A 21,728-nucleotide genomic window follows, 5' to 3' on the forward strand; every position below is an offset into this window, starting at 1 on the left:
TTACAAGCTCCTCGTAATTGCGTCCTTGTAAAATTATGCTACGGTTATGCGTTGGAAGCAATATCTAGTTTTAAGACACGCCCTAATACAGATGAGTAAACATCTTGAAATAGAAAATTTCCTAAGGACAGGGGACGATGAGATGAATCTGATAGAGGTTGCAAATGTTAATAAATCTTTTAAAGGTAACTTATTGCTGAATCAGGCCAATGCAATTTTTGAACAAGGAAAAATATACGGAATCACAGGTCCGAATGGCTCGGGTAAATCCGTTTTATTTAAGCTAATATGTGGATTTATCAAGCCCGATCAAGGGGAAGTACGCATTCATCCCAAATATCGCAGTAAGCGGACCGATTTCCCTAGTAACTTTGGAATCATTATTGATCGTCCAGGTTATTTAGGGGGGCATACAGGATTTGAGAATTTAAAGAAGTGGGCAAAGATTCAGCATAAGATTAGTGATCAGGAAATTCACAATACGATGCATCTTGTTGGATTAGATCCTGCTGCCCGCCAAAAGATGAGGAGCTATTCATTAGGAATGAAGCAAAAAATCGCATTGGCCCAAGCAATTATGGAGAATCAGGAAGTGCTGATTCTTGATGAACCTTTCAATGCGCTAGATATCGATAGTGTAAAAAAAATTCGCGAGCTACTGCTGAAATACAAGCAAGACGGGAAGACCATCATTCTGACAAGTCATAATCAGGAAGACATCAATCTGCTATGTGATCATGTTTATGAAATCCGTAATAAGAAATTAGAAATGGTGCTGCCTCGGTATGAGACATAGTTAACAAATATAATATAAAAGTTTTACCATAATTGAGTCTGTACAAATAATAAACCCTTCTGGCATTAAGCCCGGCGGGTTATTTTATAACGTTCGCAAATTCTAAATAGTTGTGTCCATGATCTTCTTAAGGGTTTTAATTTTTATTACTTGTTACTTCCATTCTTTTGTTCTTTAGCTCTCTCACTGAAATATAAGCTGATAATAGCAATTACCAATAAAGCCACACCTACTACATTAGAGAATACAGGCTCATTGTTTGAAAATGATCGTATTAACAACCGAATATTAATAGCAAGAGCCCCGAACCAACATATGTAAACAAACCATTTGGTATTATTTTTCATTATTTTACCTTTCAAATACATTATTTTATAATTATACAATATATACCAACTAAGGAGGGATGCTTATGGAAGAATACACATCTAACCAAACATAGAAGGCAAAAAGAACAAGAAAAAGATAATTAGAACGATCACGCTGGTGATTCTGCTCATAATGAGGTAGGCTTCACTGGGGCCGGAGTCGCCTTTGACCATCCAGCCGTAACGCATACGCCAGCCCATGGCCGGGAAGAAGATATTCAATACTGCAATCAATACGAAAATAACAGCGAAAATAACAACCATTTTTACCAGCTCCTTTATCCATTTACGAAAGCCCATTGCATGAAGTTGCATATTTCTGGATGCGGGAAGTATGATTTTGACAAGAAGGAGGTCATTTATGAAGACGATATTCAAAAAACTAAGTTTCTGGCTACCTGTGTTGTCTTCGCTGGTCTGTCTCTATAATCTGTCAGGAGAAGACGACAAGAACTTATTGCTGTTCTTAACCAGTCCCTTGCTCCTAATCTTTAACCCCGAATTAACAAACCTGAATTCTTCTATGGAGAATGAGCAAGCTTTCCAGTACATTCTGTATGGCATTCATTTTGTCTCCTGGTTAGCCTTTGGCCTGATCATAGAGTGGGGGTTATCATGGGTATCACGTAAATCACAGGAACGTCCCCCAAACCACTAATTAAAGAGAGTCCAGTCCCACATGACAATTATGTCACACCACCCCCTATATTGTTAGCTCATTCGATGGGGAATTCCGTTTCTGCCTCTTATACTGGAAATATATTGATTCACTTCCGAGAGGGGTTATTCACCAGTGACTGAAGCTATCAAAGCAATTATATTAGGGATTATTGAGGGGTTGACTGAATTCTTGCCGGTCTCGTCTACCGGGCACCTTATCCTTGCAGGGGATCTGCTGGACTTCGAGGGGGAGGGTGCGGTTACCTTCAAAATCGTAATCCAGTTAGGTGCGGTAATGGCTGTATTGCTGCTGTATTGGAAAAAGTATGTGAACATCGGGATGAATATGCTGAAGCTGGATTTCTCCAAGAGCAAGGGACTGAATGCCATCCACATGATCCTGGCTATGGTTCCGGCACTAGTGGTGTATCTGCTCTTCAAAGACACGATCAAGAGCCAGTTATTCGGCCCCAAGCCGGTTCTCATTGGTCTGATTGCCGGTGGACTATTGATGATCTTCGCTGCACGCAGCAGGAGATCCGTTACGTCAGAGACGGTAGACGGGCTTAATTATACCCAAGCCTTCGGCATCGGGCTGTTCCAGTGTCTGGCGCTGTGGCCCGGGTTCTCAAGATCCGGCTCGACGATCTCAGGGGGCCTGCTGCTGGGAACCAGCCAGAAAGCCGCTGCGGACTTCACCTTCCTGATTTCAGTACCAGTAATGTTCGGAGCCAGCCTCCTGGACCTCTATGACAGCCGGGATGCGCTGAATTCGGATGATCTTGTGCTCATGCTGATCGGGTTCGTGACGTCCTTCCTCGTAGCCATGATTGCAGTGGTCACGTTCATCAAGTTGATCAAGCGACTTCGTCTAGAGTGGTTTGCGCTCTACCGCTTCGTGTTAGCAGGACTGTTCTATGTAATTGTTATACTGTAGAATCCTGCACTCAGTCGTATTCCTTAGGCTCCTGGAGCAGGATGGAGAAGGTCTGGGTCACGTGGTCCACTTCAATCGTCTCGATACCCACAAAATCCGGAATTTCAGGATGAACAGCATCGACGCTGTATTCAGGATGAGTCAGCAATAATTGAATGACTTTTAGGGCTTCCACGTTGATCTTGATCCCCTTTACAGTAGAATCTCTTGTTCTGATCTATAGTCTGTATTATCCCCGCAGCGCTTAGCGAATATGTCTGTGGATGATATTTCTGTCTTCGTTACGTTCCATAACAGCCATTAATTGCCCCTGAAAAATACGTCTCTGGATCTGGTCGATCCGCTGCAGCGCGAGAGGGACGGGAACCTGGAACGCTACAGCCAGTTCGGTAACGGCATCCTCACGGAGTTCAGGCAGCGTATTCGCGGAGATCATGACATAAGGCATGGAGGCATACAGGATGAACCGGTCGGATTCATCTCTCTGTGCCTGCGTGAACACTCCGGGCATAAGCGTAGACTTGCCGGCATGCCGCAGCAGATGACACAGCTCGTGAAGGAATTCCAGCCGCTGCAGCTCGGGAGGGAGACGGTTGTCGATGAACATGCTGTACATTCCGGCCGTAGCCTCAATTGCCTTGCTGCGGACATCCAGATAGTGTACCCAGATATTGAGCCGGTTCGCTATGTAATCGATGGAGATGTCGGACGGCTTGCGGACACCAATACGCTGGTATAGATCCTCTGTCCATTTCTCCAATGCGGTCATCTGATAATAGCCTTGCATAATCAATCACCCCATATATAAGATCGTATGTTCGTGTTATTGGCCAAAAGAAAAGCCCGAAAGGGCTAAGCAGCAGTTCAGCACGTAACTCATCACCGGCTGAAATATGGAACGGGTGTTCCTATGTATGTAAGCATAAAGGAATTACGCTCGAATATCAAGTGTTTTTCCCAAGGTGGGGTGCGTGGCCTGACTCAGCATCTGAACCATATCCTGGGCGCTGCTCTGCGCCTGCTCCTTGGCAAGGCTCATCACCTGCAGCCCTGCGGCCTGCTGTAAGGATGACTGGCTCATCACTACGGATAATGCAGCAATATCCATCCGGCATTCCTCCCTCCATATGTTGTGAAGCCATTGCTTCATACTCTATATCGACCACTGGACGCCTGTCCGTTAGGTGAATGGTATTTCTTTGCCAATTGGCCCATGCAACGGAGCGGAATTCCACATATTCTGTGCTGTATTCAATATTCAAGAGGAGGAATTAATCATGGGAGCAGAGTATGGTTGCGGTTGTGGAAATAACGTAGGTGGAGTGAATCAGGGACCTCCAATCGTTCCGGTAGTAAGCCCTTGGACTTCGACAGGTGCAATTCTGGTTCTGTTCATTCTGCTGGTTATCATCACAAAAGCCTGTTTGTTCTAGAACAGCCTATAGCCAGTGTAGCCCTGTCCGGCCTGTGCCGGATAGGGCTATTTCTTTTTTTTCTTATTAGCACGGACCGTTGGCCCGATCTGGCGTGTGATTCTGCCTGTAGCTGCATCAGTTTCAATGATATAGAGCTCCTTGATTGTTCCTGCAAGCGCGAACCATTCCTGTAAGGCTTCAGCTTCGGACATAGGGCCGTACAGCCGTTTGCCCCGATAACAGATATAGAACACATCGGGCTCTCCATCTATGTTATATTATCCCATTTCATTCTACGCTTTATCGCAGTGAAATTGAATAACATCCCCCACATGCCGGCTTACTTGAAAATAAACTCCACACGCGTACCGTCTGCGAACGCCTCCAGCTGATTGCCGACCCAGCTTCCCGCTCCGCGGTTATCACTGGGGGTTATGTACTCAATATGGGCCCCGGCTCCGCCTTCCGCACACATGGCCATCGGCCATTCGTCCCGGTCATAGCCTTTCTTGGTGGGAACTCCCTTCAGCGACGCCTTGCGGTTCTCCTCAGCATCCTTGCGGTTGATGGTACAGATGGCTGACTCTCCCTTGCGGATGGCCTTTTGGATGTGCCTCGCGGTCTCCGGGTAGCGGTCTGCCGGGAACTTCAGCTTCACGATCTCCGAAGAATGACCGGAAGGGGTCTGCGGCAGCCATTGCCCGTTCTCCTCCAGCAGGTAGGCGGACAGACTGAGCAGGGCGATAATAATGAGACTGATGATGGATTTTTTGGCTTTCATATCTGCTCCTTTGGATGTGGGTATGGGTATAATGCCTGTGCCCTGAATAGTATAGCGTAAGAATAACGGATTGGGACAGCCCGAATTCTGTGCAGCAGCCGTGCTGAAGTTCCATAATTCGTCATAATATGTACAAACACAATGAAAAGGATGGTGGAAAATGTGGAACAGCGCAACCTCAGGGACCTGCTGGATTCGGCCTCGCGGCTGATTGGTGATGTGCAGTGGCAAGCGGCTTTTCGCAAAATACAGATGTCTCCCGCTGACGCGGAGATGGGGGCGCCCGCACGGAAGCTGCTGGAGACGCTGTACTGGCTGCAGGGCCAGGGAATGATCAGCGGCCAGCATGATTACCTGGAGAGCCCGGATGATATCAACAACAAGCTGAAGAATACGGCAGGCAGTTATGCCGGACTGCACGGCTATGAGATGGGGCCGATCAGCAACCAGACGGAGAAGCTCATCAGCAGTCAGCGGCAGGGCGTAACGGACAGTGCGATCCGCTGGCACAAGGCCGGGGGCATCGTAGCGATGACCTATCATGCCAACCTGCCGGGTACGGCACCAGCCTGGACGAATGTCTCCATGAGCCTCAGCGAAGCTAATTTCAGCAAGTACATCACACCGGGAACAACCGAGTATACGGCGATGATTGCCGAGCTGGATAAGGTCGCTGTTTTCCTGAAAAAACTGAATGACGCCGGTGTCCCCGTCCTCTGGAGACCTTACCACGAGATGAACGGCGGCTGGTTCTGGTGGGGGCAGAAATCCTCCTTCGTGACCCTCTGGGAGATCATGTTCGAGCGGTATACCGTCTATCATCAGCTGCACAATCTGCTGTGGGTGTGGAGTCCGAATGCCAAGAACAAGAATAGTGAGGAGCCGGCCAAGTATTATCCGGGCAGCGGCAGAGTGGATGTGCTGGCGGCGGATATTTTCGAGGGTGATTACAAGGGGGAACATCATGATACGCTCTGGGACCTGGGACGCGGCAAGCTGATCGCCATCGGCGAGAACGGGGAGCTTCCTCCGCCAGCTGTGCTGGCAGGCCCGCAGAACAAATGGAGCTACCAGATGACCTGGGGCAAGATGCTGTACGAGCGCAATAAGGATGCAGTGATTCAGGCTTTTATGAGGAATAGTGCCATATTCTCCAGAGACGACTATTCGGCCAAAGCGGCGGCGTATGCTTCTTCAGGAGGGGTACTCCCCAAACCGGGCCTCTATGGGCAGTATTACAACAATATTACGCTTACCGGCACGCCTGCCCTCACCCGGACAGATGCCAATATTAACTTCGCCTGGAGGCAGGCGGCGCCTGATCCGGCTGTTCACGCAGATCTGTTCTCGGTACGCTGGAGCGGCCGAATAAGCGCTGCCTACAGTGAGACCTACACGATCTATTCGTATTCAGATGACGGAATCCGGATATGGATCGACGGGAAGCTGGTTATTGACAGCTGGATCAAGCAGAGCGGGCAGGAGCGGCAAGGCACAGTGAGTCTGATTGCGGGGAAGCTGCATGAGCTGAAGGTGGAGTACTATGAGAACCAGGGGGATGCGCGGGCGGTACTGATGTGGGAGAGCCCCAGCCAGGCCAAAGGCGTAATTCCGGCAGGAGCTCTCTATCTTCCCTGAATAAAGTGTAACGAAGCCTCAGATATGCTCGCGGTAGCTGATATTGTTGGCGATTTTCTCGTCACGCACGGCTTGGCGCAGGATATCCTTGACAGATTGAACCTTACGGATTCTATAGAAGGGGAGCTGTGGTGATGAAGCATCATCCGACAAAATGATCAGCGTCCCGATGCCCAGCATACGCTGCATAACCGACTGGGTGACGGAGAAATCATTGACCCGCAGCAGTTCGATTTCTTCGACATCCTTGCCGATCAGCCCGCTCTTCACCATAATCCGCTGGGACGTAATCGTATACTTGGTGGTATTCAGCCCGATCAGCCCCTTGAGACGGTCAGAGATGCCGGCAGGCTTGCCCTGCCATAATTCTTGTTCAGGACCGGAGCTGTGGCCAGCCGCCGGACGACGTGCTGCTGCCGGAGAACCGGCCTCATCTGTACCTGCCCCGCATTCCCCGCAGAATTTGGCGCCTTGCTTGTATTCCGCACCACATGCTGTGCAATAAGCCATGATAGATCTTCCTCTCCTTGAACGGATAAATTCATTATAGTATAACAGGAATTGCCAGTCATCAACTGGGTTATTGGCCACCTTTTCTCCCTATGAATACGCTTAACCGCTGACGTATGTTTCATTACGCCGAATTTTACATTAATTTCATTTGCACTTAACAAAAATCGATATTATTCTGTTAAGTGGAGGGATATTAACTATGAGACAAGCTTTACTTGCAGGACTGCTAATGGCTGTCATGATCCTCAGTGCCTGCGGCAATAACAGTGCTGAACCGGCTTCCCCGGAAGTGGTGCAGGAGACAGTACAGAACTTTTATAATGAAATTTCGAAATTCGACGAAATGGACAAATCCTCGCTAGCGAACTTCAACACCACGCTAACCTCTTATTCCACCGGACAAGCGACGGACAAAGAATTTCAGAAGGCTGTAGACAGCTTCCAGGATACCGCCTCCGAGCTTGCAGATCATGTGAACGATATCAAGATTGCGGGCGGCCTGCCGGATACGATCGAGAAGCTGCTCAGAGATTCGGTGATCGCTTTCCAGAGCGCCTATCAGATCAAGGAGAAGGCTTCCAAGAGCGCTGTATCGCCCGATGTGACCGCAGAGGAATTCGACGCGATGAATCAGCAGGCAGACGTAGCCATGCTCTACGGCATCTCCAAGCTGAATGAAGCCAGAGAAGCTGCAGGACTGATCGATCCGGAGCAATCCGTACCAGGAACCGTGTCAGATGCAGGCACAGATGCCAAGCAGGAACCAGGTACCGGAAGCGCAGGGACTTCGTCAGTGAAATAAGCAGAGACAAGACTTGTTATTGTAAAAGGGTTCAGAGGAAGACGCTGTACAGCATAACTGTGGGCGTCTTTTTGCTGTGCCTGCTTCCCTAAATTTCTGCTTGCCTAACCTGCTGAAGCACAGATATAATACAAACATATGTTCTGCATGAAGAATAGGAGGAACGGCGAATGGGCAAGAAGCTTGAAGGGAACCGTCAACGGGAGTACAGCGGGAGGGTGCTTCCGGAGCAGATCGGGCGAATAGGGAGAGACGAACGGGAGATCTGGCATAGCCTGAGGCCGGTGCTGGATGAGCAGAAGCTGGAGGAGATAGAGCATACGCTGGCCTTATCGCTACGGAGTCATGTACGGGTAACGCTGGTGCTGTATGGTCCTCTGGAACAGGTGAAGCTAAGCGGATTCGTGACCTCCATCCACACCCACTCGCGGGAATTCAAGCTGCAGTGGGCGGAGGAATGGAAGTGGCTGCTTGTAGATGACATTGTGGAGGCATATATTGTCTGAAAGGTAACCTCTCTGCCTGGGATCAGCACGGGCATGACCTTCCTTTTAAAATATAAGACTTTATATGTTGCACACGATAAAGTATCCTTCTATTTCTCGCTGAAACGGTACCGTCCTTTAAAAGGACGGCAAAGCCGTCTCCACTTGCTTGCTGCGGTGTCCGTCCGTCTTCTCATAGGCAATTAGCGTGACTTCCGGGTTCCCGGTCATCCGGGCAATCTCCGATTCCGCCTGGCGGATCACCTCCACCACATCCTCCTGGCCGCTAAACGGGGCTATTCTGTAGCTGTCGCTGTGAATATCCATGTTCATCCCCCTTTCCGTTAGAATGACCTGACGACAGGTCTGCATTCTTATTCTGGCCTATAGGTGCACTGTTCATCCGGGGTGATCGGGCGATGCATAGCTTCTTTTTGCGAAAAAAACGGTCATTGGTGCAAGCAACCCGGTCAAAGCGGGCATTTACTATACCAGGGGGTGAGTAGATGCTTACTTTGGAGCAGGTCAAGCAGAAGTCGGCCGCAAGGCTGGCGAAGCTGCATCCGGCTGTACTGGCCGGGGCGAACGAGCTGATTAGACGCAGTTATAACCGGGGGGTGCCAATCCTCATTACGCAGGGCATGCGCACGATAGCGCAGCAGAATGAGCTATATGCTCAAGGGAGAACTAAGAAGGGCGACATTGTAACCAATGCCCGGGGAGGCGACAGCTACCATAATTACGGACTGGCAATAGACTTCGCGCTGCTGCTGCCGGATGGCAGGAATGTATCCTGGGATATGAATCGTGACGGGGATGGCGACAAGGTGGCAGACTGGCAAGAGGTGGCGCAGGAGGGGAAGCAGCTGGGGTTCGAATGGGGCGGGGACTGGACCTCCTTCAAGGATTATGCTCATCTGCAGATGAGCTTCGGCCTTAGCATTCAGGACCTGAAGGCAGGCAGACGGCCGACCGCCCAGCAGAGTGCAGCCGCACTAAGCTGCATAACCGGAGGTGAGCCAGAGGTGAACAAGGATATCCCGGTAATTATTATGCTCAATGGTAAGAAGCTGACGACCGGCGTCATGGACGATGCCGTAACCTATGCGCCTGTACGTGCGATTGCCGAAGCGCTTGGAGCCAAAGTCACGTATAATGCGTCCAGCAAGACCGTGAACATTGTGAAGGAATAACTTCTCTGCATAGATGCTGTGCCGGATGGGGAAATTATCAGCGATTAACCACATCCATGAAGGGGGCACAACATTTTGAACAAGCTGATCACAAGTCTTGCCTGCGGTACGGTCCTGTCCATGAGTCTGCTCGGAGCAGGTGACATCTCCGCAGCACCCGGCGGTATGATGACTACGACTCCGGGCGTTATGAGCACCAGCGCTCCGGGCATGAACAGCACAACCACTGATAGCCGGATGGGCAACATGAACATGCGCGATATGGACGACCGGACGATGGATAATCGGGGAAATACTCTGATGAACGAGACCAGAGATTCTATGCATAAGACCGAATCCATCATGAAGGACAAAATCCGTACCGGCGACAACAGCTCCGTCTCCCCGCTGTCCAACAATAACACAACGGGCCGCTACCGGGCACAGAGCACCACCACCACAGCCACCAACAACGGCAACCGCTCCAACTGGGGCTGGCTCGGTCTGGTCGGCCTCCTCGGCCTTGCAGGCATGCGCAGCAGAACCGGCGAGCGCGACCGCCACTAGCCGGAGCAGGGCACCGCAGTTCTGCGAGTAAGGAACAGCAGCGCCAAGCAGTAAAGCCCGTGTCAGTCTCGGCTGAGCGGGCTATTTGCTGCTTATGCAGAAATACTTACAAAAAGCAATTGCGTATCCTCCAGATACGTGATATTATATTTCTTGTCGCGTAAGAACGCGCACACAACATGCCGGGGTGGCGGAACAGGCAGACGCACAGGACTTAAAATCCTGCGGTGGGTGACCACCGTACGGGTTCGACCCCCGTCCTCGGCATCGCGCAGTAAATCACGGTTGCATCAACGCTAAATGAACGTCAGGTACACGCTAATCCTGTGTACTTGCGCGAACGCGTTTAGCTGACGCACAGGACTCGAACGCCTTCCGTTCATTACGAATGGGAGGCGTTTTTGTTTTGGCGAGAATTAAGGCGGTTAGAGCGGATCATTCGTGGGAATCAGCGTTAGGACGTTTCCTCGAATATAAGCGCGCAGAAGGCTTATCGGAGCAGACGCAGCTAGACTACACGCAGCATGTAAGTCGGTTTATGCGGCGCTATCCTGGCGCGTGGGACACATCCGATAGGTTAGCGGAGGCGTCGTTCGAGTACTTGGCGGAAGAGATCGCACCATCAACGTACAACAACCGTTTAGTGTATCTGCGGACCTTCTTCGGCTGGTGTGTTGAGCGCGGAATTATTGGCGCTAATCCGATTGCAAACATTAAGAAACGGAAGGCTGAGCCACGCGTTGTAAACATTGACGAAAAGATATTACGCGAGCTTTTGAAGCTACCGGATCAAGACAAGTACACAGGACTGCGTGATTATTGTCTCATCCTCATAACGCTAGATTGCGGCATCAGACCGTCAGAAGCTTTCCGCTTATTGCCCGTTGATTTTAGAGAAAAGGCGGCCGAGATATACATACCCGCGAAGATTGCGAAGGCACGCAAAAGCCGTACGCTTCCCCTATCGGATTTAACCGTCCGCGCTATCCGTAAGCTGTTTCTAGCGAGGCCGGACGAGTGGGGTTCGGATACGCCGATATTCTGTACGTACGAGGGTCGACAAATGAACCGCCATACGTGGGGCGATCGGCTTGAACTATACAGCGCACAACTCGGATTTCATATACGGCCGTATGACCTCAGGCATGCGTTCAGCCTTGAATACATCCGGAACGGTGCTAACGCATTTTCGCTGCAGAAGACGCTAGGCCATGGCGGTATGGAAATGACGCGCAGGTACGTCGCGCTGGCTAACGAAGATTTAAAGGTGGAGCATGCAAAGGCGAGTCCGCTGAATAAGCTGACAGCAACGACGAAACGGAATACGAATATAAAGAAGCGTAAATAAATAGCGCCAGTCTTAGCGGAGATAATCCGTTAGGGCTGGCGTTTTTTTTGCGTCATAGGTGCGGGAGCCTCCGCTGACTACGATTAATCCCGTATAAGCTGGCGGAGAAGCAGCGTAGTCAATAGCGCTAAACTTTCATTATTCCAACCAGTTTAACGATTTCCCTTGCGCCAGCATTTCGCATTCGCGGACACGCTTCGCATCCCTAACGCTCACTATACGCCTCCTTACGGATCACCGTTAAATCACCGTGAAATTAGCGCCTGGAATATCCGGGAGGGATAAATCTACCCTCACGCTATCAGAACGGCTAATTCAACGGTGATTACACGGGGAAATGACGGAGGCGGGGCGGCGGGTACGGTGGGGATGCGGAAGGCGGCGAAAATGGGGCGCGGCGGACCCGGTTTTATCTTTTATGTTTTAAGATCAGCGCTATTCTATATGTGTAATATGGCTTATATCCGCGCTATTCTTGATAATTCGGGACGGAATGCTCTTATCCGGTCCGTAACGAAGTTATGAACGTAGTGAATAACTGAGTTAAGAGCTCTTAAGATCTTAATGTCTTTATAAGATCTTAAAGAATACTACCATTTACGCGAAAGTCAAGGCTGCTGCCACTACGCTCCTGACCTACGCGGCCCCGTTTCCCGCCGTATTCTAACGTAAACTATCAATATCTAAACCATCGGAGGTATCAACGTTATGACTCACGCAGATAACCCGTTATTAGGACCGCTTTCCCGCGCGGACTTTATCTCCGCAAACTTACCGCTCGTCTACGCCGTCACTAATCGCTACGACCGCCGCGTACGGGACGATGCAGCCAGCGGAGGTATGATCGGACTCATCACCGCGTACGACCGATATTCTGACGCCAGTATCGCATTTTCGACGTATGCAACGTTTTGTATCCGCGCACAGATCGCCGTGTACTTCCGTAAGAACTCCGGAGCCGGACGCATCCCCAACCGCGTATATCCGCTGGCTCGCGCTATTATGAGCGATGGCCTGGACGCAGCGCAGCCGGAAGCCATTGCGCTACACTATGGAGTCACCGTTAAAGCCGCAAGTAAGGCGCTACAGGCGGTCCGATCGCGGGGCAGCGCGGAGTTAGCGGACTGGACGGATGGCGGCCGTATGGACGATGAGACTACGCTATATGCCGCCGAGTTTATCGCGGGGCTCAAGCCGAGCCAGCAGCGGATTGTAGGCGCATTGCTTGGCGGCCAGAAGATGGCGGATATCGCGCGGGAAATGTCCGTAAGCAAGCAGGCTCTGCATAGTAGCGTGTCGCTAATCCGGAAAAAGTGGCGTGCGTACGAAGAAAGTTGCGCGTGATGGTGCGGGACGCTACGGTCACTACGATTAATCACGTATAGGAGGCGATAATATGAAATTCCGCAAGAAACCCGTAATTGTCGACGCTATCCAGTATACGCCCGGCCTCGAAGACGGCTACGCATGTTATGAAATCGGCGGGCGCTGGCGGTGTGACCCCGAGGACTTCATGCAGACTTACGAAGCGGTTGACAGTACTCCGCACGGGGAAGAGACTCACGAAAGTATTCGCGAGGCGTACCGTGACGCTCTCCGAATCGCGGATAATAACGGGTACGCAACCGGATACTGTGACGCGGTTGAGTACGTGCTTGAGATACTAGGCGTAAAAATAACGGAGGTGAACGCGTAATGACAACGGAAATTAAGAAGGCGCTGCTCCCGCGTATTGTAGCGGACAGGATCGAGGAGCTGCGCGGCAGCCTCGGTAAGAGTAACGAGTTTATCGCGGAATTGTGGATGCGCACGGGAGGCGGAGTTCCGATGGCTACGTCCGAGCTGCGGCAGGTTACGTTTGATACGCTGATGGTGGCGCTAATCGTCGGATACGACCGCGAGATGACGGAGGAGGAGAAACGCGAACTAGCGCATACGGAAATTTACCAAGAGCTCGTACACGGACCTTTACGGTATCGAACAACCGCCGAGCAGGAAGCGTACGCTGACGGAATCCTTTACGCAGTCAACACGCTGGGCATCGAGATCAGCGGAATTAACAACGGAGAGGTGGGCGCGCAATGAGCGAAGTTAAACCGGTAACAATTCCGCACGAGGTGGCGGACACAATCGAAACGCTACGGAGGGATAGCGCTAGTAACCCAGCGTTTGATAACGAAGGGATTGCGCACGCCTACGTTACGGAGACGTACGTCGGTCCTATAGCGCTTAACCTGCGTAAAATCCCGTTCGACACGTTAATGCGCGCTCTGCTTGACGGATACGAACGCGAGCTAACGGAGGAAGAGAGACGCGAGAAGGCGTACGCTGATATTCGGGAAATGTACCGCGATACCTTGGCGGAGGGACGGCAGACGGACATCGCGTACGCTACCGGAATGGAATACGTACTCGATGCGCTAGGCATCGGAATTCCCGGAATTAACGAAGGAGGCGCAGCCTAATGTTTAACGCACAACTCACGCCAGATTACGCAATCCAATCGGACGCCAACGCTAATAACTTCGTAGTCAAACGCCGCCGCATCGTAGACCCAACGCAGGCTCCCGGATACAAAGCGGTCGAGGGTAACGCATTCCCGCCTAAACGCGAAGTGTGGGACGACGTTGCGTATTATCCGGTGAATACGTCGGGACTTCGCGCGGCTCTCGATTACGTACGGTTTAATGCGGCGGTCAGCGCAGATACCGGCAGCCTCGCGGAATTCATAACGCTTCTGCAGACGGAAACATTGCGCATAACAACGACTATGAGCGCGGCGGTCGATACGTGGCCGGACGTTACCGTTACGAAAGGAGGTGCGGCGTAATGAAGTTTACATGCGATAAGTGCGGAGAGGTGTTCGCGTATGAAGACGAGGTTAGCCGCTACGACATTAACGGCAACCCGTCCGGCGATATCGAGCAGAACGCGCAAAACCCGGATAATTGGGTCACGACATTGTGCGGAGAGTGTGACGCGTAGTTTCTACGTTGAAATCACGCGGAAATAGCGGCGATGAGATGGCCGGAGTGTCAGCGGAAGGGTAGCGATATAAACGTCTATTTACCGCCGAAAAACAGCCGGAAACACACCTTCGCCATATTTACGCGGAGTTATTATACGGATAAGGGAGCGGATGAGGAATGGCGGATAAAATCATCGTAATGGAAAAGGACGGAGTATCCTACGCTAAGCTTTCGTCATATAGCGGATTCGGGTCGAGCTACGTTATTAACGGAGAGGCTGCGGTCCCTGCGCCGGGCGACAAGAACTACGCGATCGTTGACGGAACGGTAACGTCTATCGAAGTCAAGCGGACGGCTCCGGGGTATCGCGTTGGCTATGCGCTGTACGACCGCTATAAGGAGATTACGCAGCTACCGCATGAACTGCCGGCTGACGCTTTTACACGGGATGACGACGGGGATTTATGCGGAGAGAATGCGGAGTTTTATCGCGCCGTACACAGCGAGCCGACGACGTACTTGGAAGCGGTAGAGTTCGAGATTATCGACCGAAATTGCGAACCGGTGACGATACCGAGCTATGTAACGATCGAGTTTCCGAATAATATCGCGAGATACAGGGAAACGCAGCACAAGTATCCGTGTTTCATCTCGGGCAAGAACGTATTCGACCTACTATGGGAGCGCATAAAAGAGCGCGTAGACAATAGTGACGGTAAGTACGTTATGGACAGCTACAAGAACATACAGACTTTGACCGTAAGTGAGCGTATCGCAATTCCGTATCACGAAACAACAACGCGATCCTATTACCCGACAGCTCGGTCACGCAAACCGCGAATCGAGACGGTCCCGGTGCGGTGGAAAAGCGTTGCGGTGATCGAAGTGTACGGTCCGGAGTATAGTCGGAAGCCTACGGGCAGGGACGCTACGTCCGCTGTGCGTGGTAAAGATTATGCAGAGCTGCAGACGAATCTCGAAGCGTACATCAGCTCGTTCCTATCGCGGATGGAGGACGGTAAGCGCGAGGTGTGCCGCCATTGTCGCGGTGAAGGAATCGTAGACGTGGGGGGAGGTGTAGCGTAATGACTCGCGATGAGATTATCGCAAAGTGGACGGGGCTTAGCGACATAGAACGTGACGCCTGGATTGCGGAGGTTGTGTTCGGATGGGAATGGGATGAGCGCATAGACGGCGCGCGATGGTTACTTCCGCCGGCAAACGATCCGTTGCGCTGGTGCGCTGCGATATGGGGACCGGAAGGCATTCCGTCATTCACTCCGAAATACTCGACGGACATTTCCGCAGCGGCCAACGTGCTCAACGCGATCCTTGGTGAGTTTTATCTCTACCGTGCCGCATCGAATAAATACGTAGCTTCGTTCGGGTACACTTCGGGAGAGCCGTGCTTCGATTGCGGGGAGGAGCCGTTCGAAATAGTCGCGCAAGGAATTGCGGAGACGGCTTCGGAGGCGATCGGATTAGCTGCGGTAATCTATAAACTGCGAGGAGTGGGCGCTGATGTGGCCGTTTAAGCGCAAGCCTCCGCATGAACACGATTGGCGGCTGGACGATACGTTTATGAAACCGGGAAGCGTGGACCCGCGTCTTCGCGCCTTCTTCGTGATACAATGCACAACTTGCGATAAGCAGCGCACGCTAACCGAAGATGACTTCGCACATTTCCGCAAGTATTTTAACGTTAAATTAACGGAGGTGTCCCCGAATGCTTAAGTGCTATCACGTGGAGGATAAAAACGCGGAGCATCAGCAGCTTGTATTCGCGGATAAACGTAGTGCGGCGATACTGCAGAGCGAGGCGTACGAGTGGGATGGTGAATATATCGCGGTACGTGCGCTGAGGCAGCCGGCTTATGATAAGTACGCGGAGCAGGGCTACGTACCGAAGGCCGTTTTACTCGCAGACGGTTGGTGGTTTACGTGTTACGGACGTACGGACAGCGGATACGTTTGCGGAAAAGAGATACGTGCGGAGGATAATCCGCTAATCATTAGTGAGCATGCTTATTGTAACGCTCATTGTGCGACGGAGGTGGTCACCGATGGAGCTGCGTAAATTTCCGGTAACCGCGCCGGACGGAACGGAGTATCGCGTTACTATCAGAGAGGTAACGGACGAGTTCGACCGGCCATCGCATGCGGTCATTAAAATCTACGTACCACGCAAGCGGTTCGGGTTCCGTAAGATATACCGCGTTAACATCGAGAATATGCGCGGCTATGGTCCGTATGACGCTGACCGTCCGGATTACGTGCGTCTGACCGAAGCGGCCTTTTACTCGTATCGTCGTGATATCGCCGTTGATGCGCATACACGGCGAGAGCTGTCGATCAGAGAACGCCAAAAGCTGGAGGCTGCCGCTAAATTTAACGCTTGGAACGGGAAGGTGGACGTATGACAAAGGCGGAATTACTCGCGGAACAGGCACGTCTCTTAGCGCTAGCAAACGAACTGGCCCGGCGTCATTGGGGCGTGGATTATACGGGAACGCTCCGGCTGACTGCGCGGAACTGGACGCGTAGGGGCGCATCGTTCGCGTGGAATACGGAAACGGGGCTGCAGGAGATACGTATGTCTGCGCCAGTTAATGAGCGGTTAGGTCCGGATAATATCGCCGGAAATCTGCTGCATGAACTCGTTCACTGGCGGCTGTATACGGTGGGCAGTCCGTTCCGCGATGACGATGCGGAGTTTGTAGCGGAGTGTTTACGCGTTGGAGCTCCGTTCTCGCAGACACAAGCGGCCCAGCGCGCATATCAAGCGTATTTACAAACGGAGAAGGAGGCAGCGTAAGTGAAATTCGAAAGTGTAGCGGACATAATAGCGCATTATCGCGGGGAGAAGCCCGCAGAAAATAACGAGGAGGATGCGGAATGTTTGACTTAGGCGACCGAATTGTACGGTATCTCGCGGGGAAAGCGTTAATAGGCGTAGGACTTATCGCGGCAATCGTATCGATATTGCTAAGCGCGGATGTGGCGATAATTGCGTCGCTGGTCGTAATCGTGATCGGAAATATTATAACGTTAGGGGCGGCGTAATTATGGCGGAGATTAAACGGGATTTAAAGGCGGACCTGGCGTTTTGCAGTAAGGACAGCGTCATAGGCGTATATGTACACGAAGCAACTAAAGCGTGGCCTCACGCTATTGCGCGGGCGATTGCGGCTGAGCGGAGAATCCGCGAGTTGTGCGAAAGTAACGCGTATTATATTAAGCAGGCGGAGCGCGCGGAAGACGATTCGTATTATACTCGCGAGGAACTCGAATCCACGCGTAAGGAACTCGCTCAACTCCGCGCAGGCATCGCGGTTGCCATGACGTACTCAGGCGGAATCATAGTCGAGATGCTGCGTAAATTACTGACGGAGGTGCCTGCGGATGAGTAATTTTATGGCAACCGCGTTGCGTGACATGCAGGATAGCGCTTCACTGTATCTACGTATGTACGAAAGAGAGCGCGTGTCGAGCGTTAAACTTACGGAGGAGAACGAGCGGCTCTACGAAGTCATTGCGGATATGCAAGCCACGATGAAGCCGATCGATCATTGCGATTCCTGCGCACATTTGCGTGTTGAGCTGGCGCAGCATAAAGCGGTGAGGGAATCGTACTTAGCGGAGAACGAACGATTACGCTCCGCACTCAAACGTATGGACGACCGCAAACACGGAATGATGCCGCGCTCTCAGATGGCGCGGATTGCGAAGGAGGCGCTTGATTATGAAGCGCACGCTTAAGATCGAAGTGTCTGCGACTAACGTTTTTGACGCAGAGGAAAACGCCATATACGGAGGCTACACGCCAGAACGCCGCGCTGCCCATACGGAAGAAATGCGCGCTGAGATAGCGAGGTGGTTCGCTGACAATATGGAGGAAGGCGCGAGTATCACCGTTAATGTAAGCGTAGAGGAGGCGGCTAACGATGGCTCCACGCAAGAAAGCGGAGAGTAAACCGCGCATCTCTGGCGACCAGCGCAAGGACTGGCGTAACCTACCGCCCGCCGATTGGAACACGCTAACCGTCATGACGCAGATAATCGACCTTAACCGTGAGCGCTACGGAGCTGATCCGTATATACCGGCCGCTGGGGGCTGGCGCTTCGAACAAGGCGTAATCAAACGTGCGCTCACGTTGTATGGTGCGGAGGCCCTGCGTGAAACAATCGAGCGCGCTTTCACGGAACATCGCGTAACAGCGCAGTATCCGCAATTGACGGCGGGGTTTTTGATAACGTACATGCTGCCGCGTATCATGGCGCAGGTGCTGGCGGAAGGGAAACGGAAGGAACGCGTTGAGCAAGCGGCAGCGGGCGGGTTGACGGACGAAGAGATAGCGGAGTTTTTATAACGGAGGGAGGTGCGCAATTGACTAGCGCAGGAACCAACGAAAGTAAATGCGTACTCGCTGCGCATTGTAAGAACGCCGGCGGACCGTCCTGTAACGCGATGTGCGGCGCTTGGGTTGGCGTTATGGGCCATAATGGGCGCGGCGGACGCGTAGCAGCGGCGGGCCTACCGGACGACTACGCGCGGCTTACGTTAGCTAATTCGCCGGCCCGCGATAACCAGGCGTCGGCTTATCGGAAACTCGCGCTGTACGCCGATACATTCTCACGCCAATTTGATCCGGAGGCTGAGCGTATTAAATCGCTATACCTGTACAGCGACGAACCCGGCACCGGTAAAACTACGTCAGCCGCCGCGCTGGTTAACGAATGGATCATCCGCCATTATATCGGAAGTATTCAGCGTGGCTTAACTCCGCATGAACGGCCGGCCCTATTCGTCGATGTGAACGCCTGGCAAACGCTGTTCCTCGGCTTCAACCGTAGCCACGTGCCGCAAGAGACCGCCGAGCCGATCGCACGCGAATATTACGCGATGGAGCAGCGGGCGAAAGCGGCCCCGTTCGTAGTGCTCGACGATATCGGCGTACGGTCGGCGAGTGACGCATTCAGAGCGGACTTACACGGTGTCGTAAACCACCGCGTGACGAATGGCCTGCCGACGGTTTATACGTCAAACGTAGCGCTCGCGGACCTCTCCGCGATATTCGATCGGCGGCTCGCGGACCGCATACGTGACATGTGCGTTGACGTGGCGTTCGTAGGCGAGAGTAAGCGCGGGATACGGAAGTCAGCGTAAACGGGCGAAATAAAGAGCTACGGTGAGGTAGCGCAAGGAGCCAACGGAGTGAGTACGGCTATCGCGCCTGTTCGACAAAATGCGCCATGATAACGGAGTGAGAAAGAGTTAACACAATTAACCTTTTCCCTAATGCCGACCAAATACTTGTAAATCATCCCAATTGCTCACGAAAAAATCGCCTAATTTGGCGTTTGGACAAAGTGTAAAGCGAGTGTAAACTAGGAGGTGTAGCGGTGGCAGCGCATGGACAACAACTATTGTCAAAGATCGTCGATACAGGCGACGTCCAAGCGATTACGCGGCTCGGAGTCAAGCGTACAGACTACGCAACGGACGGGGAGCGCCGCGCCCACGATTTCGTAGTGAAGTACGCAGCAGAAAACAGCGGAGCCGCGCCGTCATTGTCAACGTTCGTAGCGGAGTTTCCCGACGATGTTTGCGCATACATTCCTGGCGTAACGGATAGCTACGAATACTTGGCGCGTGAAATTAAAGACGCGGCGGGCAAACGAGCGGCGGCGGAAGTACTAAGCGATCCGCGACTACAGGACGATTTCGACGGGAAGACGGCGGACGAGTTCATTACAGGCTTGACTCGCCAGCTAGAACGGATTAAACTGGAAACACGAACAAGTGTTCCCGAACAGCTGGGCTCCGGCCTCGACGATCTGTCCGCTAAATACCGCGAGGAATATATGAAGCGGAAGGCCGGAAAGTCGTTCACGTTATGGAAGACGCCATTCCAGCGCCTTAACGACGAGATCGGCGGCCTGTTCTCCGGTGATATATACGGGATCATGGCGGAGTCCGGGCGCGGCAAGACGTATCTATCCGAAGTGCTTATCGAATGCTTACTACGTCAGGGCGCGCGCATACTCGTAAAGTCGTACGAGGTAAAATGGTATCCGTGGCTATCGCGGTTACTATCGATTATGACGGCGGATGACGGCGTGCTGCAGGCGGAGGGGCTCGGAGTTAAGGACGTAGGGCTACCGAATAAGCAGCTACTCGCGGGAACGGCGGAAGACGATATCGAAGCGTATTTATTTGATACGCTCGCGAAGATTAACGAGCATTATCCGGGCGAGCTGATCTTACAAGCGAAAGGGGACAAGAGTCTTACGCGGACACTCGACGCGCTTGAACGTGAGCTCCTTATGCGTCCGGACATTGACGTCGTTGTCGTTGATCCGTTTTACGGGCTCGAAGACGTATACGGGAAGAACGCAAATAAGACCGCCGGGGGAGCAGCGGAACAGGCAGCGCGTAACTTCGAGCGCATCATCGGCGAGCATGACGTCGTCGGCATATATACGATTCAGGCGCATAGTGAGAAGCAGGATACGGAGGATGAGGCGCAGCGTGAAATCCGCCTGCCGAAGCGCGACAAGGTGAAGACGACGAAGGCCGTCCTCGAAATCGCAACGAATCTATTCTCGTTTGACGCATCGAACGGAATCGGACGCCTCGGCATCGAAAAGGGCCGTAATGGTGGCGAAGGATTTACCGTAGAGCTGACCGCGCTCTTAGACTACGGAGTATTGCGCGAGGTTGATACGGCAGCGCAGGCCGCAATGTTTACGGGGTTTAATCCGTAGCTCGTACGAACTCAACTACGTCCTCGACGCGGCAGTCTAAATATTCGCAGATGACGGCGAGCGTATCGATCGAAACGGACCTGTCGTTATACAAGCGGCTGACTGTATTACGGTTAATTCCGACTGCGGCCTCCAGGTCTTTCCTTGATAGATTACGCTCTGCCATTCTTACGCGTAGAGGCCGGTAGCTTGGTAATAACATAGTGCAACGCCTTTCCTGTGGGGGATGCCAACATTATACCACATTCTTTAATAAATAATCCTTTTGCATAACATGTTAAGAAAAAAGATTGACTAGATGTGCCAATACGTATAGTATAGTGGCATAAGGTTAACCACACGAGCTGTACACGATATACCCCGAAACAGTAGCCTCACCCCGCGTCAACCCACACATGGACAGCAGCCGGGCTCCCGCCAGTCTAACGTTCGCCAAACCACGCAAGAAACCTCCGCTAAAAAGGTTACGGAACTGAGCGCACCACATGCGCCGATCCGCTAACAGCTAC

Annotated in this window: 38 protein-coding genes, 1 tRNA gene and 1 pseudogene; 31 read left to right on the forward strand and 9 right to left on the reverse strand. The window is 52.1% G+C overall.

Annotated elements, in window-relative coordinates; translation table 11 throughout:
* The first annotated feature begins 142 nt into the window (after window positions 1–142).
* Window positions 143–796 carry an ATP-binding cassette domain-containing protein gene (locus C162_RS26465; RefSeq protein ID WP_036699457.1) on the forward strand — a complete coding sequence of 218 codons (654 nt, stop codon included), beginning with the start codon at window positions 143–145 and terminating at the stop codon, window positions 794–796.
* 428 nt (window positions 797–1,224) lie between these two features.
* Here the strand turns inward: C162_RS26465 and C162_RS26470 are convergent, their stop codons facing one another.
* A complete protein-coding gene (locus C162_RS26470; protein WP_036699458.1) occupies window positions 1,225–1,428 on the reverse strand; it encodes a DUF6199 family natural product biosynthesis protein in 204 nt (67 codons plus the stop codon).
* 97 nt (window positions 1,429–1,525) lie between these two features.
* Here C162_RS26470 and C162_RS26475 point away from each other — a divergent pair, with 97 nt between their 5' ends.
* Window positions 1,526–1,822 (forward strand): hypothetical protein, encoded by a 297-nt coding sequence (locus C162_RS26475; RefSeq protein WP_036699459.1) that lies wholly within the window; start codon window positions 1,526–1,528, stop codon window positions 1,820–1,822.
* A 135-nt stretch (window positions 1,823–1,957) separates the two neighbouring features.
* Window positions 1,958–2,761, forward strand: a complete 804-nt coding sequence (locus C162_RS26480; protein ID WP_036699460.1) for an undecaprenyl-diphosphate phosphatase — start codon at window positions 1,958–1,960, stop codon at window positions 2,759–2,761.
* 10 nt (window positions 2,762–2,771) lie between these two features.
* Here the strand turns inward: C162_RS26480 and C162_RS36195 are convergent, their stop codons facing one another.
* The 3 genes from C162_RS36195 to C162_RS35625 all read right to left on the reverse strand — a co-directional run bounded on the left by C162_RS36195 (window position 2,772) and on the right by C162_RS35625 (window position 3,869).
* Entirely contained in the window at window positions 2,772–2,936 is a 165-nt protein-coding gene (locus tag C162_RS36195) for a hypothetical protein (protein WP_156949716.1), read from the reverse strand.
* Between the two features lie 69 nt (window positions 2,937–3,005).
* Complete coding sequence (locus C162_RS26485) at window positions 3,006–3,548, reverse strand: ImmA/IrrE family metallo-endopeptidase (protein WP_036699461.1); 543 nt, start codon at window positions 3,546–3,548, stop codon at window positions 3,006–3,008.
* A 144-nt stretch (window positions 3,549–3,692) separates the two neighbouring features.
* Window positions 3,693–3,869 (reverse strand): YjfB family protein, encoded by a 177-nt coding sequence (locus tag C162_RS35625; RefSeq protein ID WP_076076056.1) that lies wholly within the window; start codon window positions 3,867–3,869, stop codon window positions 3,693–3,695.
* Between the two features lie 169 nt (window positions 3,870–4,038).
* Here C162_RS35625 and C162_RS36200 point away from each other — a divergent pair, with 169 nt between their 5' ends.
* A complete protein-coding gene (locus tag C162_RS36200; protein WP_155991357.1) occupies window positions 4,039–4,194 on the forward strand; it encodes a hypothetical protein in 156 nt (51 codons plus the stop codon).
* A 47-nt stretch (window positions 4,195–4,241) separates the two neighbouring features.
* On the opposite strand, the gene C162_RS26490 is transcribed toward C162_RS36200, so the two are convergent.
* Entirely contained in the window at window positions 4,242–4,430 is a 189-nt protein-coding gene (locus C162_RS26490; protein WP_036699462.1) for a hypothetical protein, read from the reverse strand.
* 86 nt (window positions 4,431–4,516) lie between these two features.
* A complete protein-coding gene (locus tag C162_RS26495) occupies window positions 4,517–4,957 on the reverse strand; it encodes a NucA/NucB deoxyribonuclease domain-containing protein (protein WP_036699463.1) in 441 nt (146 codons plus the stop codon).
* A gap of 162 nt (window positions 4,958–5,119) precedes the next feature.
* On the opposite strand from C162_RS26495, the gene C162_RS26500 reads away from it, so the two are divergent.
* Entirely contained in the window at window positions 5,120–6,595 is a 1,476-nt protein-coding gene (locus C162_RS26500) for a glycosyl hydrolase (protein ID WP_051493950.1), read from the forward strand.
* 18 nt (window positions 6,596–6,613) lie between these two features.
* On the opposite strand, the gene C162_RS26505 is transcribed toward C162_RS26500, so the two are convergent.
* Complete coding sequence (locus C162_RS26505; RefSeq protein WP_036699465.1) at window positions 6,614–7,105, reverse strand: PH domain-containing protein; 492 nt, start codon at window positions 7,103–7,105, stop codon at window positions 6,614–6,616.
* Between the two features lie 202 nt (window positions 7,106–7,307).
* Here C162_RS26505 and C162_RS26510 point away from each other — a divergent pair, with 202 nt between their 5' ends.
* Window positions 7,308–7,910, forward strand: coding sequence for a hypothetical protein (locus tag C162_RS26510; RefSeq protein ID WP_036699467.1), 603 nt, complete (start codon window positions 7,308–7,310; stop codon window positions 7,908–7,910).
* Between the two features lie 170 nt (window positions 7,911–8,080).
* Entirely contained in the window at window positions 8,081–8,416 is a 336-nt protein-coding gene (locus tag C162_RS26515) for a YolD-like family protein (protein WP_036699468.1), read from the forward strand.
* A gap of 117 nt (window positions 8,417–8,533) precedes the next feature.
* Here the strand turns inward: C162_RS26515 and C162_RS26520 are convergent, their stop codons facing one another.
* A complete protein-coding gene (locus tag C162_RS26520) occupies window positions 8,534–8,722 on the reverse strand; it encodes a hypothetical protein (RefSeq protein ID WP_063829062.1) in 189 nt (62 codons plus the stop codon).
* A 179-nt stretch (window positions 8,723–8,901) separates the two neighbouring features.
* Between C162_RS26520 and C162_RS26525 the strand changes: the two genes are divergently transcribed.
* From C162_RS26525 to C162_RS26625, 24 genes and pseudogenes are all read left to right on the forward strand, one after another.
* The gene (locus C162_RS26525; RefSeq protein ID WP_036699470.1) at window positions 8,902–9,588 is read left to right on the forward strand and encodes a M15 family metallopeptidase; all 687 of its coding nucleotides are present in this window, start codon (window positions 8,902–8,904) and stop codon (window positions 9,586–9,588) included.
* A 75-nt stretch (window positions 9,589–9,663) separates the two neighbouring features.
* On the forward strand, window positions 9,664–10,134 hold the full coding sequence (locus tag C162_RS37090) for a WGxxGxxG family protein (RefSeq protein WP_051493951.1): 471 nt from the start codon (window positions 9,664–9,666) through the stop codon (window positions 10,132–10,134).
* A gap of 181 nt (window positions 10,135–10,315) precedes the next feature.
* Window positions 10,316–10,401, forward strand: a tRNA-Leu gene (locus C162_RS26535).
* Window positions 10,402–10,540: 139 nt separating this feature from the next.
* Window positions 10,541–11,482 carry a tyrosine-type recombinase/integrase gene (locus C162_RS26540; RefSeq protein ID WP_036699472.1) on the forward strand — a complete coding sequence of 314 codons (942 nt, stop codon included), beginning with the start codon at window positions 10,541–10,543 and terminating at the stop codon, window positions 11,480–11,482.
* Between the two features lie 708 nt (window positions 11,483–12,190).
* Window positions 12,191–12,424: pseudogene (locus tag C162_RS37695) on the forward strand (sigma factor); the annotation flags it as partial.
* A gap of 60 nt (window positions 12,425–12,484) precedes the next feature.
* Entirely contained in the window at window positions 12,485–12,826 is a 342-nt protein-coding gene (locus C162_RS37095; protein WP_235218537.1) for a hypothetical protein, read from the forward strand.
* 52 nt (window positions 12,827–12,878) lie between these two features.
* Window positions 12,879–13,178, forward strand: coding sequence for a hypothetical protein (locus C162_RS26550; protein ID WP_036699474.1), 300 nt, complete (start codon window positions 12,879–12,881; stop codon window positions 13,176–13,178).
* Window positions 13,178–13,567, forward strand: a complete 390-nt coding sequence (locus C162_RS26555) for a hypothetical protein (protein ID WP_036699476.1) — start codon at window positions 13,178–13,180, stop codon at window positions 13,565–13,567. The genes C162_RS26550 and C162_RS26555 overlap by 1 nt, the downstream gene beginning before the upstream one ends.
* Entirely contained in the window at window positions 13,564–13,947 is a 384-nt protein-coding gene (locus tag C162_RS26560) for a hypothetical protein (protein WP_036699477.1), read from the forward strand. The genes C162_RS26555 and C162_RS26560 overlap by 4 nt, the downstream gene beginning before the upstream one ends.
* Window positions 13,947–14,312, forward strand: a complete 366-nt coding sequence (locus C162_RS26565) for a hypothetical protein (RefSeq protein ID WP_036699478.1) — start codon at window positions 13,947–13,949, stop codon at window positions 14,310–14,312. Before C162_RS26560 ends, C162_RS26565 begins: the two co-directional genes overlap by 1 nt.
* Window positions 14,312–14,467 (forward strand): hypothetical protein, encoded by a 156-nt coding sequence (locus C162_RS36205; RefSeq protein ID WP_156949717.1) that lies wholly within the window; start codon window positions 14,312–14,314, stop codon window positions 14,465–14,467. The genes C162_RS26565 and C162_RS36205 overlap by 1 nt, the downstream gene beginning before the upstream one ends.
* A 161-nt stretch (window positions 14,468–14,628) precedes the next feature.
* Entirely contained in the window at window positions 14,629–15,537 is a 909-nt protein-coding gene (locus C162_RS26570; RefSeq protein ID WP_036699480.1) for a hypothetical protein, read from the forward strand.
* Window positions 15,537–15,986 (forward strand): BC1872 family protein, encoded by a 450-nt coding sequence (locus C162_RS26575; protein WP_036699482.1) that lies wholly within the window; start codon window positions 15,537–15,539, stop codon window positions 15,984–15,986. The genes C162_RS26570 and C162_RS26575 overlap by 1 nt, the downstream gene beginning before the upstream one ends.
* Complete coding sequence (locus C162_RS26580) at window positions 15,973–16,185, forward strand: hypothetical protein (RefSeq protein WP_036699484.1); 213 nt, start codon at window positions 15,973–15,975, stop codon at window positions 16,183–16,185. The genes C162_RS26575 and C162_RS26580 overlap by 14 nt, the downstream gene beginning before the upstream one ends.
* Window positions 16,178–16,528: a hypothetical protein gene (locus C162_RS34695; RefSeq protein ID WP_051493953.1), complete on the forward strand. Its 351-nt coding sequence runs from the start codon at window positions 16,178–16,180 to the stop codon at window positions 16,526–16,528. Before C162_RS26580 ends, C162_RS34695 begins: the two co-directional genes overlap by 8 nt.
* Window positions 16,515–16,871 (forward strand): hypothetical protein, encoded by a 357-nt coding sequence (locus C162_RS26590; RefSeq protein WP_036699486.1) that lies wholly within the window; start codon window positions 16,515–16,517, stop codon window positions 16,869–16,871. Before C162_RS34695 ends, C162_RS26590 begins: the two co-directional genes overlap by 14 nt.
* Window positions 16,868–17,266 carry a hypothetical protein gene (locus C162_RS26595; RefSeq protein ID WP_036699487.1) on the forward strand — a complete coding sequence of 133 codons (399 nt, stop codon included), beginning with the start codon at window positions 16,868–16,870 and terminating at the stop codon, window positions 17,264–17,266. The genes C162_RS26590 and C162_RS26595 overlap by 4 nt, the downstream gene beginning before the upstream one ends.
* 80 nt (window positions 17,267–17,346) lie before the next feature.
* Complete coding sequence (locus C162_RS36210; RefSeq protein WP_156949718.1) at window positions 17,347–17,514, forward strand: hypothetical protein; 168 nt, start codon at window positions 17,347–17,349, stop codon at window positions 17,512–17,514.
* Between the two features lie 2 nt (window positions 17,515–17,516).
* Complete coding sequence (locus C162_RS26600) at window positions 17,517–17,861, forward strand: hypothetical protein (protein WP_036699489.1); 345 nt, start codon at window positions 17,517–17,519, stop codon at window positions 17,859–17,861.
* Complete coding sequence (locus C162_RS26605) at window positions 17,854–18,210, forward strand: hypothetical protein (RefSeq protein WP_036699491.1); 357 nt, start codon at window positions 17,854–17,856, stop codon at window positions 18,208–18,210. Before C162_RS26600 ends, C162_RS26605 begins: the two co-directional genes overlap by 8 nt.
* On the forward strand, window positions 18,194–18,424 hold the full coding sequence (locus C162_RS26610) for a hypothetical protein (protein WP_036699493.1): 231 nt from the start codon (window positions 18,194–18,196) through the stop codon (window positions 18,422–18,424). The genes C162_RS26605 and C162_RS26610 overlap by 17 nt, the downstream gene beginning before the upstream one ends.
* Window positions 18,396–18,821 carry a hypothetical protein gene (locus C162_RS26615; RefSeq protein ID WP_051493954.1) on the forward strand — a complete coding sequence of 142 codons (426 nt, stop codon included), beginning with the start codon at window positions 18,396–18,398 and terminating at the stop codon, window positions 18,819–18,821. The genes C162_RS26610 and C162_RS26615 overlap by 29 nt, the downstream gene beginning before the upstream one ends.
* Window positions 18,822–18,838: 17 nt before the next feature.
* Window positions 18,839–19,618 (forward strand): DNA replication protein, encoded by a 780-nt coding sequence (locus tag C162_RS26620; RefSeq protein ID WP_036699495.1) that lies wholly within the window; start codon window positions 18,839–18,841, stop codon window positions 19,616–19,618.
* Window positions 19,619–20,211: 593 nt separating this feature from the next.
* The gene (locus C162_RS26625) at window positions 20,212–21,219 is read left to right on the forward strand and encodes an AAA family ATPase (RefSeq protein ID WP_235218538.1); all 1,008 of its coding nucleotides are present in this window, start codon (window positions 20,212–20,214) and stop codon (window positions 21,217–21,219) included.
* Here C162_RS26625 and C162_RS37700 read toward each other — a convergent pair.
* Window positions 21,209–21,421 (reverse strand): helix-turn-helix domain-containing protein, encoded by a 213-nt coding sequence (locus tag C162_RS37700; protein WP_084649056.1) that lies wholly within the window; start codon window positions 21,419–21,421, stop codon window positions 21,209–21,211. The two genes, C162_RS26625 and C162_RS37700, sit on opposite strands and share 11 nt — an antisense overlap.
* Between the last annotated feature and the right edge of the window lie 307 nt (window positions 21,422–21,728).

The sequence above is a fragment of the Paenibacillus sp. FSL R7-269 genome, assembly GCF_000517865.1.
Taxonomy (GTDB): Bacteria; Bacillota; Bacilli; order Paenibacillales; family Paenibacillaceae; genus Paenibacillus_AQ.